Below are 15,637 nucleotides of genomic sequence, written 5' to 3' on the forward strand. Positions count from 1 at the left end.
CGACATTAACATGTATTAGATAAAATAGCCCTTGTAATGAATCAATTATTATGAGGAGGATTCACGTGGACAGAACTGCTTTAAGAAAAGTAAAAGGCCTTATTGGATTATTAATGGTTTTTGTATTAGCGTTCGTATCATTTCCGTGGAGTACATCAGTCAAGGCAGAAGAGAAAAAGCAAGAAAAGGCATCAAGTGAGAAGAAGATAGTTTTTCCAGTTGTAAGTGATGTGCATATTAAAAATAGTGGAACGGATGATACGTTTCGCTGGAAAAGAGCGATTGAACAGTTTAATACATTAGCACCGAAGCAAGATGCGTTCGTAATTGTGGGAGATTTTACTGATTCAGGATCGGTACAACAGTATGATCGTTTCATGCAAGTATATAATGAAAATGCAAATAAAGATGCGGTACGAATGAACTCCCTAGGGAATCATGATTATTGGAACGGCTTATCAGAAGCTGGAGCACAAAAGAGGTTTTTAGAAAAAACAGGTATGGAATCAATTTATTATCATAAAGTGGTAAAAGGTTATCACTTCCTTGTTATGTCTCCAGAGAATGGAACAACTCATGGATATTATTCAGACAAGCAAATTAATTGGTTAAAAGAAGAAATGGCGAAAGCGCAAAAAGATGATCCAACAAAACCAATTTTCGTATTTTTACATCAACATATTAAAGATACAGTGTACGGTAGTCATGAATGGGGAACACAAGATAGCGCAAAAATTAATACAGTATTAAAGGAATATCCACAAGTTATTACATTTTCGGGTCATTCGCATTATCCGTTAGACGATCCAAGATCGATTCATCAAAAAGACTTTACATCAGTTGGTACATCTTCAGTAAGTTATATGGAAGTTGAAGGTGGTAAAGTACAAGGGAATATCCCGCCAGGAGCTAGTACGTTAAGCCAAGGTTTATTAGTAGAAGTAGATGATGAAGAAGTAACGATTAATCGTCGTGATTTCCATACGAATTCTTGGACAGGCGAGCCTTGGAAAATTAAATTACCAGCAAAGAAAGAAACATTTACACATGTAGAAGATCGTGATAAAGAAAAGCCTTACTTTGCTAAGGATGCAAAGCTTGCTGTATCAAATGTAACAGAAAATGCGGCAACAGTAACATTCCCGCAAGCATTGGACAACCTTCTTGTTCATTCTTATCGTGTACAAGCTAGAGATAAGCAGACGGGAGAAATAAAGAATAAATTGTTAGCATTCTCAGAGTTTTATCGTGATCCAGTGCCAAAAGACCTTACATTTACACTTGCAGGATTAGATGGCGGGAAAACATATACACTTGAAGTCGTTGCAATCGATTCATTTGGCAATGAAACCGCACAGCCGTTAACTGCGGAAATTACTACGAAAAAAGATAATATTGACCCGAATGTGAAAGTACCAAAAGCTGATGTTTTCGATGTAAACTTTGCAGATGGTACATTTAAAGACAATTCACCATTTGGTACAAAAGGTGATGTGAAGGGCAATGTGGTTATTGAATATGATAAAGCATTGAAAAAGAATGTGATGAAGCTAAACGGACAATCTAATACATTTGGATACCTTCTATTTTCAGCGGCACAAAAAGAGAAAGTAGCAAATACATTTACGCTAGAAACGGTATTTTCAATGAATCAAATCCGTGGACAAGGTATTTTGCAAAATACAGAGAGCGGCGGAATTGGATTTGAATCTACAGGAAGTGGATATGTTGAATTATGGGCTCATATTGGTGGCAGCTATAAACGTGTTGGAGTTCAATTGGAAGCGAACAAAACGTATCATTTAACAGGAACGTATAACGGAAGTGAAGTGGCAATTTACGTAGATGGTAAAAAAGTAAATAGTCAGCCAGCTACTGGGAAAGTGTATCATCCAAACGTACCATTTGCATTTGGAGCGGATCCTGATAGTAACGGATATGGTGGTATTCCGTTAAATGGACAAATCGCGCTTGCGAAATTATATAGTAAAGCGTTAAGTTCTTCAGAAGTATTAGCGGCGTACAATGAGTTCTCTAACCGTACGAAGTTAGAGCAAGTAAATGCGTTATTTGAAGAGCTTGGAAAAGTAAAAGAAGTGTTAGCTGGAACGTATGGATTTGGAGATAAGCCAGGTCAATATTCAAAGGAAGCATTTCAAGAATTAGAGAAAAGCTATAATAATGCAAAACAAGTGTTTGAAAATGTAGGGAGTACGGGAGAGCAAATCGTTCAAACATATAACGAATTAAAAACAGCTAATATAACATTTGTACAATCTAAAGTAGTAGAACAACCGAAAACACCGAAAGAAAAAGTACAAATCAATATTGAATCTGCAAAAGTAGTAGTGAAAAAAGCGCAAGATGCAAATGTAACGGACGGTTCAGTGAAAGCACTGAGTCAAAAAATTACAGTGGCCGAAGCTGTAGTGAAAGATGTAAAAGTAAAAGATGCACAGGTAGAAACGATGAATCGTACATTAGAGCATGCGATTTCACTCGTTGAAAAAAGTATGAACAAATAAGAGAGAGGAAAAGAAGCTTATCATGATAGGCTTCTTTTTTGTTATACTAAAAGTAGTATAGAATGAAGGAGCGAATAATTTGGAACAGAAAAAGCTAAAAAGAATTCTTGAATATGTATGGATCGCGGTTGTGCTCCTTGTAGGATATTATTTCTTAAAAGAGAAAAGTATTTGGGTTTTATTTTTAATGACTTTCTTATTAGCAGGACTAGGAACGTTATTTATTAACTTTTTCTTTGATAGTTTGAATGCCTGGAAGAATAAAAAGAAGGGAACGAAGTAAAGGAGGGAATATATGCAAAAGTGGAAGCTCATATATCAGGTGATTATTTTCCTATTGCTTGTAGGTATTGGAATGGTTAAATACGCAACGCCAATAGGAAATTGGGCATGGTTTACAGCTTGCATCGGCATATTTTTCATTTTACAATCGTTAACGAAAAAATATAATAGTACAGAAAAATAGCTCGCCGCTAAAACGGCGAGCTATTTTGTTATGCTTTTTTCTTTTCATCATTCGTTTTTTCGGTAGCTAAGTGACTATGCTTTCTAGAGTAGAAGAAATAGAAGCATAAGCCGACTATAAGCCAAACTGCAAAGCTAATCCATGTTGTTTTAGACAAATTGATCATTAAATATAAGCAGCAAAGAATCGCGACAACTGGTAATACAGGTACGAAAGGTGTACGGAATCCGCGTTTTAAGTCAGGATGTGTTTTTCGTAAAATAAGTACTGCGCAGCAAACGAATGTAAAGGCTGTTAACGTACCGATGTTTACTAAATTCGCTAGCAAATGTAAATCTAAAAGTCCTGCTAATAAAGCGGCAACAACGCCAGTAATCCACGTGTTTAATAAAGGGATTTTTACTCTTTTATTTACACGTGATAACGCTTTTGGAAGTAGACCGTCACGGCTCATCGCATACGAAACGCGAACTTGTCCATACATAACGACTAAAAGGACGGTTGTCATTCCAGTCATCGCTCCAACAGCGAGTAGTCCTGCAATTGTATCCTCACCAACGAAATGCAATGCAAATGCAACTGGATCAGAAACGTCTAATTGCGTATAAGGAACCATACCTGTTAAAACGAAAGATACAATCATATATAAAACAGTACAAATAAGAAGAGAACCGATAATACCAATTGGTAAGTCACGCTGCGGTTTTTTCGTTTCTTCTGCAGCGGTTGCGATTGCATCAAAACCTAAAAAGGCGAAGAATACAGTGGCAGCTCCGGTAATAATACCGTCGTATCCGAATGGAATGAACGGTGTCCAGTTTTCAGGCTTTACATATTTTGCGCCTGCTACGATAAAGGCGATGATAACAGCTAGTTTAATAAGAACCATAATATTATTAATGCGTGCACTTTCACGTATACCAAAACTTAAAAGGCCGGTAATAAGAAGTAAAATGCAGACAGCTGGTAAATCGATGAGACCACCTTTTCCTACGCCGGGGGCCGAGGCGATTATGGCGGGCAGGTGTATATTGAACCCTTGTAGTAATGATTGCAAATAACCAGACCAACCGACAGCTACTGCTGCGACTGCAAGTAAATATTCGAGCATTAAACACCATCCGACGATGAAGGCGACGACTTCTCCGACTGTCATGTATGCGTAAGTATACACACTTCCTGAGACAGGAATAGAAGAAGCAAATTCAGCATAACAAAAGGCTACACAAGCACAAGTAAATGCAGCAATAAGGAATGATAGCATAATACCAGGACCAGAATGTTTTGCTGCAACAATACCTGTTAATACAAAGATCCCTGTCCCAATTACGGCGCCGATCCCTAAGAACGTTAAATCGAGTGCAGTTAATGTTCTCTCGAGTTGCTTTGGTGATTCAGTACTAAGCGCTTTTTTTCGTAATAATGACTTCACTTTGGACTCTCCCTCCATTTTTTCATTTCCATAACGGCGGCTATAGTATGAGCCCATGAGAAAAGAGTAAGTAAGGAAGTGGAGGTGCAGTTATGGTATGTAGTTTTTTAAAATTGCTGGATTAATCTTAATATAATTCAGAATATTTTGTCAAATAAAAATATGACAAATAAAATGCGGATCAATAGGGGAAACTACTTGCAGAAATGGACGGGGGTTAACGACCCACTGATTAAAGTTAAAGTAGGAGCAGATGCTATGTTATTTTATTTTGAACTTGTCGTCATTTTACTTTGTACGAAATTAGCTGGTGACATTAGTGTGAGACTTGGTCAGCCTTCTGTACTTGGTAAGTTAATTGTCGGTATTATTATCGGTCCAGCTGTACTCGGTATTATTAATAGTTCTGAACTAATTGATGAACTGAGTGAGATTGGTGTTTTGTTACTTATGTTTATGGCGGGACTTGAAACAGATTTAGAAGAGTTAAATCGGAATTTGAAATCGTCATTTGCAGTAGCGGCTGGTGGAATTATTTTTCCTTTCATCGGTGGTTATGTAACAGGATTGCTGTTTGGATTAATGCAGTCCCATGCCATTTTTTTAGGATTATTACTTTGCGCAACATCGGTTAGTATTACGGTGCAGACGCTACGTGATTTAGGAAAAATGAATACGAGAGAAAGTACAACAATTTTAGGTGCTGCCGTATTTGATGATGTCATTGTCGTTATTTTATTGGCATTTGTAATGAGTTTTTTAGGAACACAAGATGTAAATATAACACTTGTCATTGCAAAGAAAATTATTTTCTTTGTAAGTATTGTTTTTATTGCTTGGAAAGTCGTTCCTTGGATTATGAAAATGCTTGTCCCGCTTCGTGTAACAGAAGCGTTAATTAGCGCGGCTCTTATTATTTGCTTCTCTTTTTCTTATTACAGTGAAATGATGGGAATTGCAGGCATTATTGGAGCATTTGCAGCAGGAATTGCTATTTCTCAAACAGAGTATAAGCATGAAGTGGAACATAAAATTGAACCGATTGCTTATGCAATATTTGTTCCAGTATTCTTCGTAAGTATCGGAATGGAAATTACATTTCAAGGCATTGGAAGCCAGCTTTGGTTCATTATTATTATGACCCTCATTGCGATTTTCACAAAGTTAATTGGATCAGGTTTAGGAGCGAGATTGACAGGTTTTAATCTCCAATCTTCTATTAGTATTGGCGCGGGGATGGTATCACGTGGTGAAGTAGCACTTATCATCGCAGCAAATGGACTTACGGCGAATTTATTAGCGAAAGAAAATTTCACAGCGATTGTTATTGTTGTTATATTGACGACGATTATTACACCGCCACTTTTGAAGAAATATTTTGTATAGAGAGGAAGGGCTTATCTGATGTAGGTAAGCTCTTTTTTTATTCCCAAAAGCAATGATCATATAGCATGAAGGGTTTGTAATTATGGTAAAATCTATGTATGTGATATGACAAGGAGAGGGAAGTGTGAAGATTACGAAGGAGAAGGTTATCGGTGTAATCGTACTTATTGCAGTATGTATACCATTTACTGCATGGAAAGAATCAAAAGTGAAAGATTTTCCGGTTTCTATTTTTTCGGAAGAAGCAGATGGTGAGTACGGTCAGAAGCTGAAATATACTGCTTTTTTACCTGATGTTGCGATTTGGATGAACGGTTGGAAAGAGAAGTGGACAGAAGGAGAAAGAACTGTTTATCAAAAAGGGAATCGTATTGTAAATGTGTTTCATCCTCCTGGCGATGATGGTTTTTACCTTCTTGAAGCAAGAGAAAATAAGTGAACGCAACCGTAAGAAGTGGAGGTTAAATAGTGAAAGCTTCAACATTACTATTTAAAATTGAAAGTAATATGGATCAATTTTCACCAGCTGAGAAGAAGGTTGCCATGTACATAATGGAGAATGCAGAGATTGTACCGAATTTAACGACGAAAGAAGTGTCAACGAATGCAGGCGCAAGTGAAGCGAGTGTCGTTCGTTTTTGTAAGTCGATTGGGATCGGAAGTTTTAAAGCATTTAAGATAGCACTCGTTCGTGAATTAACGATTGCTGATTATAATATTAACGATTTTTCAGTGATGAATACGGAAGATGGACCGTACGATTTATTTAATAAAGTTACTTATGTGAATAAAGCTGCAATTGAGGCGAGCGTTACTGCGATAGATAAGAAGGAACTTGAGAAAGCTGCAGATCGTATTGTCAATGCGGGCAAAATTATATTTTACGGCGTAGGTGGATCAGCTACGCCAGCAATGGATGGGGCGTATAAATTTACACGGCTTGGATTTACAGCGATGATGCTATCTGATTTTCATATGATGTTGCCGCTTGTGACGAATTTAAAAGAAGGCGATATATTTGTTGCGATTTCAACATCTGGTCGAACGAGAGATGTGCTTGAAATGGCGCAGTATGCAAAGAGACAAGGTGCAACTGTTATTGGAATTACGAAGCTAGATCAATCATCCCCCTTATATAAAGAAGCGGACATTCGTCTTTGTATGCCAGATGTAGAACAAGATCATCGTATTGCAAGTATTGCGTCGAGAATGACGCAACTGAATATGATTGATGCTTTATATGTGATTACTTTCAACCGAATTGGTAATAAAGTATTGGATCAATTTATGGAGACGCGAGAAGAAGCGTTGCGGTTACGGAAGTTAAAGTAGAAGAAAAGATGAGGAGACTCATCTTTTTTTATCCCGCTATTTGCCGGGCGGTAAGACCCCCACTTCAAAATTCAGCGGAAGCAAAGAAAGTTAGGTGGGGGATCAACTGCCCGTAAAAGCCCGATTGGTGCGGGCTAATAATCAGTGGGGATGAACAAAACCCCCACTGATTAAAGTTTCACTTTATTATCTTTGACAAAAATATGTCATGTTGTGAAATTTTATTTCATAAAATAATAAAGAGTTATTGATTTTTAGTTTCTTGAAGTTATAATAAAAGTGTGAAATATAATTTCAAAGAGGGTGGAAATATGTTAGAAAATTTATCGACAGAACATCGTAATGAGAAAACAATGAATCTGGATGAAATGAGCATAAAAGAAGTGTTGCAAAGTATGAATGAAGAAGATCGAACTGTTGCGTTAGCAGTTGAAAAAGAGATAGAACAAATTGAAAAGGTTGTACAGACTGTTATTAAATCTTTTGAAGAAGAGGGACGCTTAATTTACATTGGTGCTGGTACGAGTGGTCGTTTAGGTATTCTAGATGCAGTGGAATGTCCGCCGACATTTGGCACGGATGATAAAATGGTGCAAGGATTTATAGCAGGTGGATTGAAAGCGTTTACTAAGGCGGTGGAAGGTGCCGAAGATCGCGAAGAGTTAGCAGAAGAAGATTTAAAAAGTATTGGATTAAATGAGAAAGATACAGTGATTGGAATTGCTGCAAGTGGTAGAACTCCTTACGTAATTGGCGGCTTGAAATACGCACAGAGCGTAGGAGCGAGTACAGCAAGTATTTCTTGTAATAAAAATGCTGAAATAAGTAAATATGCAAAGTTAAATGTGGAAGTAGAGACAGGTGCAGAAATATTAACAGGATCAACGCGTTTAAAAGCTGGTACAGCACAAAAATTAGTGCTGAATATGATTTCAACAGCTTCGATGATTGGTGTAGGAAAAGTATATAAAAACTTAATGGTAGATGTTCAATCCACAAATGAAAAGTTAGTAGAACGGTCAAAACGAATTATTGTGGAAGCAACAGGCGCTAGTTATGAAGTAGCGGCAGAGTATTATGAAAAGGCAGAACGTAACGTAAAAGCTGCCATTGTTATGGTGTTGTTGCAGTGTGAGTATGGGGAAGCACTGGAGAAACTAAAATACGCAAAAGGGTTTGTGAAGAAAGCACTATAAAATAATAGGGAGGGGGATTCTATTATGAAGAAAGAAGAGAGAATGGCCAAGGAAATTTCGGAGCAACTTGGGGGAATAAAAAACATTCGTAGTATTGCTCATTGTATGACGAGACTACGTTTAACGCTTCATGATGAAAGTAAAGTAAACATGGACCTTTTGAAAAAAGTTGAAGGTGTTATGGGTGTTATAGAAGATGAGACGCTTCAAGTTGTCGTTGGCCCAGGAACAGTAAATAAAGTAGCAGCTAAAATAGAAGGTTTGACAGGACTACGAATTGGTGAGGTAGCAGATCATCACCTTGAAGATATTGGGCAAGAGATGAAGTCAGAGATTAAGAAGAAAAATAATACCCCAGTGAAAAACTTTTTACGAAAAATAGGAAGTATTTTCATTCCGTTAATTCCGGGGCTTGTTGCGTCAGGAATTATAAACGGGGTTGCTAACTTTGCGAAAAACGCTGGTGCTGATCCAAATGCAACATGGTTACAAATGTTACTACTCATTGGCGGCGGTATCTTTACATTCTTAGGAATTTTAGTCGGCTGGAATACAGCGAAAGAGTTTGGCGGGACACCGGTTCTTGGGGCAATTGCTGGTATTTTAATTTTCAATCCGGCGATGGCAAACGTAAAATTATTTGGTGAAGCATTAGTGCCCGGACGGGGCGGATTGTTTGCAGTTATTTTTGCAGCATGGCTTATGGTTGTAGTGGAAAGACAAGTTCGAAAAGCAGTGCCAAATGCAGTTGATATTATCGTGACACCACTTATTACTGTATTAGTTGTAAGTATCGTAACGATGTTAGCCATTCAGCCATTAGCAGGTTTCTTATCAGATGGTATTACGAGCGGAATTAATGCTATTTTAAATATTGGCGGAGCATTTGCTGGCGCAGTGCTTGCGGGAACATTTTTACCTCTCGTTATGGTCGGATTACACCACGGTTTAACACCGATTCATATGGAGTTTATTAATCAAACGCACGTAACACCTTTATTACCAGTACTCGCAATGGCTGGTGCTGGCCAAGTGGGCGCAGCGATTGCAATTTATGTAAAAACAAAAAATAAACGACTTCGTAATGTGATTAAAGGTGGATTGCCAGTTGGCTTTTTAGGAATTGGTGAGCCGTTATTATACGGGGTTACATTACCACTTGGGAAACCGTTTATTACTGCTTGTTTAGGAGCGGCTGTCGGTGGTGCATTCCAAGCAGTTATGCAAACGGCTTCACTTGGAATTGGTGTATCAGGGCTATCTTTAATTCCGTTAATTGCTGACAATAAATATTTACTATATTTCTTAGGTTTAGTAATTGCATATGCTTTCGGATTTATCTTCACGTACTTCTTCGGATTTAAAGAAGAAATGGCAGAAAACATATAGAGAAAGGGATTCCTTTCTCTTTTTCTATTAATAGAAAGGGAGATTTATATGATCGGAGTTTCCATTTATCTTTCAAAAGAACGAGTAGAGAAACAAGAAGAGTGGCTAAGAGTAGCGAAGGAAAATGGATTTACATCTATTTTTACATCACTGCACATTCCAGAAGATGATCCAAATACGTATAAAGAGTTAATTCAAATATTAGGGAAACAAGCTCTTGCACATGAAATGGAGTTAATGGTTGATGTTTCTCCAAAATCGTTACACCATTTAGGGCTAACATATGAAAATGTGGAAGAGCTATTGGACTGGGGCATTACCGGTTTAAGAATGGATTACGGCATTGCGCCAAAAGAAATTGCAAGCGTATCTCATAAGATGAAAGTAGCTTTAAATGCGAGTACGATTACAAAGTCATTTTGGAAAGAGTTACTTACAGAACATATACGAGTAGAGAATGTAGAAGCGTGGCATAATTTTTACCCACGTCCAGAGACAGGACTAGCAAGGTCCTTCTTACAAAAGCAAAATCAATATTTACAGGAGTGCGGAATAAAAACGATGGCATTTATTCCAGGAGATGCGGAAAAACGTGGTCCGTTATATGAAGGGTTACCAACGTTAGAAAAACATCGCAATATGCGCCCGCTTGAAGCGTACTTAGAACTTGTTCAAGATTGTGGTGTTGATAAAGTATTGATTGGAGATATAAGCGCAGGTTTGGAAAGTATGCAAGAAGTAGCTAGTGCGAGTAGAGGGATTATTCCATTGCGTTACAAATCATTTATAACTGATAAAGAAGTATTAAAAGTGGTGGAGCAAGTGCATACAAATAGACTAGATCCGGCTCGTGATGTTATTCGATCTGTAGAATCAAGGGAAGGAAATAGAGTGGTGTTACAGCCGATGCATACAATTGTAAGAAAGAAAGGCAGTATTACAATTGATAATGAATTGTACGGTAGATATGCAGGGGAGATGCAAGTTGCCACACATGATTTACCTGTAGATGAGAAAGTGAATGTTGTTGGAATGGTTGTGGAAGAGGACGTTTCTTTACTGCCTTATATTGGCGCTGGAAAAATGTTTCAACTTTTTTTATGCGATAGAATAAAAGCTTGAATTAGCGCTATTTTGTAGGAAAACATTATCCGTAAAAGGGATAATGTTTTTTGTTTTCTTTAAAAAAAGTATTTGACGAATGAAATAAAATACCGTATTGTTTTGACTTGTGAATAAAAGTTCACCATAACAAAACGAAAAGGAGAGTTCAAAATGAATCAATATATTGGGAATTTAATTATTCGTATCGTGTTAGGAGTTACGTTCTTTGCACATGGTTTAGCAAAGTTTCAATCAGGTATCGATAATGTAGCAGGATGGTTTACAAGCATCGGTTTACCAGGTGGCCTTGCATACGGCGTAGCAACTGTAGAATTAGTTGGTGGTATATTATTAATTATCGGTTTAGGTGTACGATATGTAGGATTGTTATTCGCTCTTATTTTAGCTGGAGCTATCGTAAAGGTAAATGGAGCAGCAGGTTTATTAGGAGATGGAAAGAATCCAGGATATGAATTAGATCTTGCATTATTATCAATGGGTGCGTATTTATTCGTAGTAAAAGCAGAAGGATATGTAGATCGTTTCTTAAAAGAGAAAGTAATGAAAACGAAGTAAATTTTATTTATAAATTGTTGACTTGAAGAATTATTGTAACTATAATGATTACAACTAATGAATTACGAATGAAACAATTTAAATATTTTTTTACACAAGGTGTAACTACATTGGTTATGTCTTGTGTAAAAATAAATAAACGGGAGGAAGTAATATGCCTAAATCAAATTTAGAAATTATTCAAAGCACGTATGAAGGATCAGCTTCTTCGAATGCAAAGCATTTAGCAGAAGCCCTCTCTGAAAAAGTGGAATGGACAGAGGCAGAAGGTTTCCCGTATGGCGGAACATATACAGGCGTAGAAGCTATAATGGAAAATGTATTTAGCCGTTTAGGATCAGAATGGGATGATTATAAAGCAAGTGTAAATACATATCATGAAGTAAACGGAAAAGATGTAATTATTGCTGAAGGTATGTATTCTGGAGTTTATAAAGAAACAGGAAAATCATTTGAAGCAGAATTTGTTCATGTATGGCAACTTGAGAACGGAAAAATCGTGAAGTTTAAGCAGTATGTAGATAGTCATATTGTTAGGGAAGCGATGAAGAGATAATGCTTTTTAAATGGATCGTAGGTATATGCATTACAATTATAGTAATTTTCTCGTCTATAGTTGGCGGAAAGAAATTGCTTGCATATGTGGAAAAAGAAAATAAAAATATTCAAACCGAGCGAGCGGCAAACGAAAAAGAGAAAAAAGCTGCAGAAGAAGCTCCGCAAATTAGTGAAGGTGAAATTATTTCTACTATGCATAAAATGGTGCACCAAAAGGTAAAATCCTCTGAAAAATGGGGATTTGTAGAGATGACAAAAAAGGAAATTTCTAATGTAAAAAGAGATATTGAAAATAGTACAGGTTTTCAATATAAAATGAAGTTATTTTCTATTATAAATAGATGGGAAAAAGGAGATTTTTCTCAAACTGTTGAGGAGCATAACTTTTTATGGAGCCTTCAAGGTGGAGATACTGGCAAGGCGACGGAACGTTTATCGCCAGAAGAGGAAAAGCAGTATATAAAAGAAATGAAGAGTAAATAAAAACATCGCCAACCCAGATGACGATGCTTTTTTATTAAGAATGTTTGCGCATTAAAGGTCTAACAGGCTGAACGGCAACAGTTTTGAAATGAGAAAATAAATAACATCCTGTTACAACGACAATTGTCCCTAAAATTTGTATCCACGTTAATTCTTCCCCGAGAAATATGAATGCTAAAATGGCTGTGAAAATTGGATTGAAGTTTAGAAAAATACCTGATGTAGTTGCGCCTAATTTTTGTACGCCAATATTCCAAAATACCATACAAAGAACTGTCGAAATAAGCCCAGTATATAAAAGTGATGTGATGAAAGAAGTATTTATATTTGAAACAGTGAAGCTACCTATGTTAAACGGTAGTAATAAAATAACGCCGAAAATACCAGAGTACAACGTTGCCATAAGTGGTGTAGTTGTTTTTGTTGCCCATTTACTACAAACAGAATAGATTCCCCAAATACAAACTGCTGCAATCATCCATAAATCACCGCTATTAAAATGTAGTGAAAATAAAAGCGAGAAATCACCTTTTAATAGGACGAGGATAACCCCGAAGAATGAAAGAATCATGGATAGGATTTGAAGTGTATTTACTTTTTCTTTTAGAAATAATACTGAAAATAATGCGATTGAAATTGCATTCAATGTAGAGATAAGACCTACATTCGTAGCGGATGTTTTTTCTAATGCTAAAAATTGAAAGATGTTAAAAAGAGCGACCCCTGAAATTCCCATCAATATTAACGGAAGTATTGCGGTACGTGGTGGAAGGATTTTCTTTTCTTTAAACCATACCATTGGTAATAAACAAACAATCGCAATCATCCATCTTAAATTTGTCAGTGTCATCGGCGATGCATGATCGACGAGTGATTTTCCAACGACAAAATTTCCTCCCCATAATAAGCTCGTTAGTAATAGTAAAAAGACGTAAAAATAAGGCATGCTAAAATCCCCTTTTTTGTAATCAATACGAATTGTAAATAATTTTAGCATTTTTCTTTATTGTGTAATATATTCTTTTGTATAATGGTTAAAACTTGATAAAATATTTATCTATGAATGATATTTACGGAATGATATTCAGTTTTGGGTAAATTATAAGGTATTTTTTCGAATAATCATCGGTAAGAAAAAAGGGGGAATTGTAATGGAGTCGTCTGTTATTAAAGTGTTGGATGATTTGGATGTACAAATTTTAGATATATTGCAGAAGGAGTCACAAGTAAGTAATGCAGAGCTGGCACGTCGCGTTAATTTATCACCGGCTGCGATGCATGCAAGAATAAAAAGGTTAGATGGGGAAGGTTTTATCGATAAGCAAGTTGCGATTTTAAATCAAGAAAAGCTTGGATTTGATTTATTATGCTTTATTTTTATGAGTACGAATATTCATCAATTTGACAAGTTGGAAGTGTTGGAGAAAGAATTAGAATCGATGCCAGAAGTGTTAGAATGTCACTGTTTAACAGGAGAGTACGATTATTTATTAAAGGTTGCAAATCGTGATCGTAAAGAACTAGAGCAGTTTATTAGAAAGCTGAATAAGCTTGGTATTACAAGGATACAGACAAGTTTAGCACTTCGTGAAATTAAATATTCGACGGTATTGCCGATACGAAATGAGGAATCGAGCATTGATTAGATTCCTTGGTTTTTTGTTTGTATAAATTGATTGACGAGGAGAAAAGAGAGATGTATTATTATATAAAATTATGAATTAAAATTCATTTGAAGTTATAAATATTAATATCGAGGGCAAGGGGATGTAATATGAAAATCTGTAATGCGGTGACGAGTGATGTGAAAGAAATTTATAGTCTTATTGAGGTTTATGCAAAAGAGGGAGTTGTTTTACCGCGATCTCTTTTGTCTCTTTATCAATATTTGCAATGTTTATATGTTATGAAAGAAGACGAGAGAATTGTTGGAGTTGCTGGATTGCATGTGTTAGGGGAAGATCTTGCAGAAATACGATCGTTAGTAGTTTCGCATACATATGCAGGGAAAGGGATAGGGCGTATGCTCGTAAATCATGTAATGGAGGAAGCTACGAAAATAAATGTAAGAAGAGTAATTTCCTTAACATATGAAACAGTATTTTTTCAAAAGTGTGGATTTGATTTTGTAAATAAAGAAGCGTTACCAGAGAAAGTATGGGTTGATTGTAGACATTGCCCAAAGGTGGATTATTGTGATGAAGTGGCGATGGTGCGGTATGTTGGATGAGAAATTTATAGAAAAAGTTCCCGCTATTATTTACATATATAGTGGGAACATATATTTCCATAAGAAATGGACAGGTTATTAAGAATTTGAATTCTTTTGTCTCACGGCAAAATTATAAAGTGGATCTTTAAGTTCATAGTTATACGTTAAACCGTCGACAATTCCTACAACTTTATCATTATCATAAAGGTCGAGCATAAATTGTGCCATTTGTTTTGCAGTGTGGAATTTTGGTACAACATTATTGTATTGGAATTCATCAATATCAAATGAACGTTTCGCAAATTCTGTTTCAGTTGCAGCAGGAGCTAAAACTTTTGCTTGCAGTTTTGCGCCTTGTTCTTTCAGTTCGTGAGACAGCCCTTCTGTAAATGCACTTACATAGAATTTCGTAGCGCAATACGTAACAGCATCAGCAACAATCGTGTATCCGCCGCCAGATGAAACGTTAATAAGCTGTGTTCCATCAACCATTGAATAATCTCGAACGAAAAGAGAAGAGAGTATTGTTAGTGCTTCTATATTGACATGCAACATCGTCTCTATTTTATTTAAATTTTGTTCAGCAATTGAGGCGAAATTACCAAAACCTGCGTTGTTAATCCACGTTTCAATTTGAAAAGCTTGTAGGCTTTCATAAAGTTTATAAACATCTTCAGTCACAGATAAATCAGTTTTTCGAATGACAACATCCAACTCAGGATGCATTTCGTTAATTTTCAATTTTAATCCGTTTAATTCTTCTTGTCTTCGAGCTACAAGTACTAAATTTTTTCCGCGAGATGCAAATGCTAAAGCTGCTTCATAACCAATTCCGGAACTTGCGCCAGTAATAACCGTGTATTTCATATAAAATCCCCCTAAATTCAAATTCATTTATGGTTAGATTGTATTTGTTAGAGTATACTCTAAGTCAAATGTTTTTTATAAATTTGATTCGGTCATAAAATATAGGGTAAG

Annotated in this window: 17 protein-coding genes; 14 read left to right on the forward strand and 3 right to left on the reverse strand. The window is 36.3% G+C overall.

The window, feature by feature from the left end:
• The first annotated feature begins 65 nt into the window (after positions 1–65).
• The 3 genes from MR170_RS17085 (at position 66) to MR170_RS17095 (ending at position 2,991) form a co-directional block, all read left to right on the forward strand.
• Positions 66–2,525 carry a LamG-like jellyroll fold domain-containing protein gene (locus MR170_RS17085; RefSeq protein ID WP_242308744.1) on the forward strand — a complete coding sequence of 820 codons (2,460 nt, stop codon included), beginning with the start codon at positions 66–68 and terminating at the stop codon, positions 2,523–2,525.
• 79 nt (positions 2,526–2,604) lie between these two features.
• On the forward strand, positions 2,605–2,808 hold the full coding sequence (locus MR170_RS17090) for a hypothetical protein (protein ID WP_000435797.1): 204 nt from the start codon (positions 2,605–2,607) through the stop codon (positions 2,806–2,808).
• A 12-nt stretch (positions 2,809–2,820) separates the two neighbouring features.
• Positions 2,821–2,991: a hypothetical protein gene (locus MR170_RS17095; protein ID WP_016082737.1), complete on the forward strand. Its 171-nt coding sequence runs from the start codon at positions 2,821–2,823 to the stop codon at positions 2,989–2,991.
• Between the two features lie 28 nt (positions 2,992–3,019).
• Here MR170_RS17095 and bcaP read toward each other — a convergent pair whose 3' ends face one another.
• Positions 3,020–4,480, reverse strand: a complete 1,461-nt coding sequence (gene bcaP, locus MR170_RS17100; protein WP_172452147.1) for a branched-chain amino acid transporter BcaP — start codon at positions 4,478–4,480, stop codon at positions 3,020–3,022.
• Between the two features lie 105 nt (positions 4,481–4,585).
• On the opposite strand from bcaP, the gene MR170_RS17105 reads away from it, so the two are divergent.
• The 9 genes from MR170_RS17105 (at position 4,586) to MR170_RS17145 (ending at position 12,447) form a co-directional block, all read left to right on the forward strand.
• Positions 4,586–5,809, forward strand: coding sequence for a cation:proton antiporter (locus tag MR170_RS17105; protein WP_050427771.1), 1,224 nt, complete (start codon positions 4,586–4,588; stop codon positions 5,807–5,809).
• 124 nt (positions 5,810–5,933) lie between these two features.
• Positions 5,934–6,248 carry a hypothetical protein gene (locus tag MR170_RS17110; protein WP_000704960.1) on the forward strand — a complete coding sequence of 105 codons (315 nt, stop codon included), beginning with the start codon at positions 5,934–5,936 and terminating at the stop codon, positions 6,246–6,248.
• Between the two features lie 29 nt (positions 6,249–6,277).
• Entirely contained in the window at positions 6,278–7,141 is an 864-nt protein-coding gene (locus tag MR170_RS17115) for a MurR/RpiR family transcriptional regulator (protein WP_000648168.1), read from the forward strand.
• A 311-nt stretch (positions 7,142–7,452) separates the two neighbouring features.
• Entirely contained in the window at positions 7,453–8,337 is an 885-nt protein-coding gene (gene murQ / locus MR170_RS17120) for an N-acetylmuramic acid 6-phosphate etherase (RefSeq protein ID WP_000892345.1), read from the forward strand.
• A gap of 24 nt (positions 8,338–8,361) precedes the next feature.
• On the forward strand, positions 8,362–9,726 hold the full coding sequence (locus tag MR170_RS17125; protein ID WP_242308745.1) for a PTS transporter subunit EIIC: 1,365 nt from the start codon (positions 8,362–8,364) through the stop codon (positions 9,724–9,726).
• Between the two features lie 48 nt (positions 9,727–9,774).
• Positions 9,775–10,848, forward strand: coding sequence for a DUF871 domain-containing protein (locus tag MR170_RS17130; RefSeq protein ID WP_242308746.1), 1,074 nt, complete (start codon positions 9,775–9,777; stop codon positions 10,846–10,848).
• A 153-nt stretch (positions 10,849–11,001) separates the two neighbouring features.
• The gene (locus MR170_RS17135; RefSeq protein WP_001077751.1) at positions 11,002–11,406 is read left to right on the forward strand and encodes a DoxX family protein; all 405 of its coding nucleotides are present in this window, start codon (positions 11,002–11,004) and stop codon (positions 11,404–11,406) included.
• Positions 11,407–11,560: 154 nt separating this feature from the next.
• The gene (locus MR170_RS17140) at positions 11,561–11,962 is read left to right on the forward strand and encodes a nuclear transport factor 2 family protein (protein WP_242308749.1); all 402 of its coding nucleotides are present in this window, start codon (positions 11,561–11,563) and stop codon (positions 11,960–11,962) included.
• On the forward strand, positions 11,962–12,447 hold the full coding sequence (locus tag MR170_RS17145; RefSeq protein ID WP_065224696.1) for a PRK06770 family protein: 486 nt from the start codon (positions 11,962–11,964) through the stop codon (positions 12,445–12,447). The genes MR170_RS17140 and MR170_RS17145 overlap by 1 nt, the downstream gene beginning before the upstream one ends.
• 34 nt (positions 12,448–12,481) lie before the next feature.
• Here MR170_RS17145 and MR170_RS17150 read toward each other — a convergent pair whose 3' ends face one another.
• Positions 12,482–13,393 (reverse strand): DMT family transporter, encoded by a 912-nt coding sequence (locus MR170_RS17150; RefSeq protein WP_001146242.1) that lies wholly within the window; start codon positions 13,391–13,393, stop codon positions 12,482–12,484.
• A 205-nt stretch (positions 13,394–13,598) separates the two neighbouring features.
• Between MR170_RS17150 and MR170_RS17155 the strand changes: the two genes are divergently transcribed.
• Positions 13,599–14,093: an Lrp/AsnC family transcriptional regulator gene (locus MR170_RS17155; RefSeq protein ID WP_242308750.1), complete on the forward strand. Its 495-nt coding sequence runs from the start codon at positions 13,599–13,601 to the stop codon at positions 14,091–14,093.
• A 128-nt stretch (positions 14,094–14,221) separates the two neighbouring features.
• Positions 14,222–14,677 (forward strand): N-acetyltransferase, encoded by a 456-nt coding sequence (locus MR170_RS17160; RefSeq protein WP_242308751.1) that lies wholly within the window; start codon positions 14,222–14,224, stop codon positions 14,675–14,677.
• 78 nt (positions 14,678–14,755) lie between these two features.
• Here the strand turns inward: MR170_RS17160 and MR170_RS17165 are convergent, their stop codons facing one another.
• A complete protein-coding gene (locus MR170_RS17165) occupies positions 14,756–15,526 on the reverse strand; it encodes an SDR family NAD(P)-dependent oxidoreductase (protein ID WP_242308752.1) in 771 nt (256 codons plus the stop codon).
• Positions 15,527–15,637 lie beyond the last annotated feature (111 nt).

The sequence above is a fragment of the Bacillus cereus group sp. BfR-BA-01524 genome (genome assembly GCF_022662595.1).
Taxonomy (GTDB): Bacteria; Bacillota; Bacilli; order Bacillales; family Bacillaceae_G; genus Bacillus_A; species Bacillus_A thuringiensis_S.

Excerpts from the sequence above, each read along its gene's own strand:
- MR170_RS17155 (WP_242308750.1), top strand. The coding sequence starts at position 13,599 with ATGGAGTCGTCTGTTATTAAAGTGTTGGATGATTTGGATGTACAAATT.
- MR170_RS17150 (WP_001146242.1), bottom strand. The coding sequence starts at position 13,393 with ATGCCTTATTTTTACGTCTTTTTACTATTACTAACGAGCTTATTATGG.
- MR170_RS17140 (WP_242308749.1), top strand. The coding sequence starts at position 11,561 with ATGCCTAAATCAAATTTAGAAATTATTCAAAGCACGTATGAAGGATCA.
- bcaP (WP_172452147.1), bottom strand. The coding sequence starts at position 4,480 with ATGGGCTCATACTATAGCCGCCGTTATGGAAATGAAAAAATGGAGGGA.
- MR170_RS17130 (WP_242308746.1), top strand. The coding sequence starts at position 9,775 with ATGATCGGAGTTTCCATTTATCTTTCAAAAGAACGAGTAGAGAAACAA.
- MR170_RS17160 (WP_242308751.1), top strand. The coding sequence starts at position 14,222 with ATGAAAATCTGTAATGCGGTGACGAGTGATGTGAAAGAAATTTATAGT.
- MR170_RS17145 (WP_065224696.1), top strand. The coding sequence starts at position 11,962 with ATGCTTTTTAAATGGATCGTAGGTATATGCATTACAATTATAGTAATT.
- MR170_RS17095 (WP_016082737.1), top strand. The coding sequence starts at position 2,821 with ATGCAAAAGTGGAAGCTCATATATCAGGTGATTATTTTCCTATTGCTT.
- MR170_RS17135 (WP_001077751.1), top strand. The coding sequence starts at position 11,002 with ATGAATCAATATATTGGGAATTTAATTATTCGTATCGTGTTAGGAGTT.
- murQ (WP_000892345.1), top strand. The coding sequence starts at position 7,453 with ATGTTAGAAAATTTATCGACAGAACATCGTAATGAGAAAACAATGAAT.
- MR170_RS17165 (WP_242308752.1), bottom strand. The coding sequence starts at position 15,526 with ATGAAATACACGGTTATTACTGGCGCAAGTTCCGGAATTGGTTATGAA.
- MR170_RS17105 (WP_050427771.1), top strand. The coding sequence starts at position 4,586 with ATGACAAATAAAATGCGGATCAATAGGGGAAACTACTTGCAGAAATGG.
- MR170_RS17125 (WP_242308745.1), top strand. The coding sequence starts at position 8,362 with ATGAAGAAAGAAGAGAGAATGGCCAAGGAAATTTCGGAGCAACTTGGG.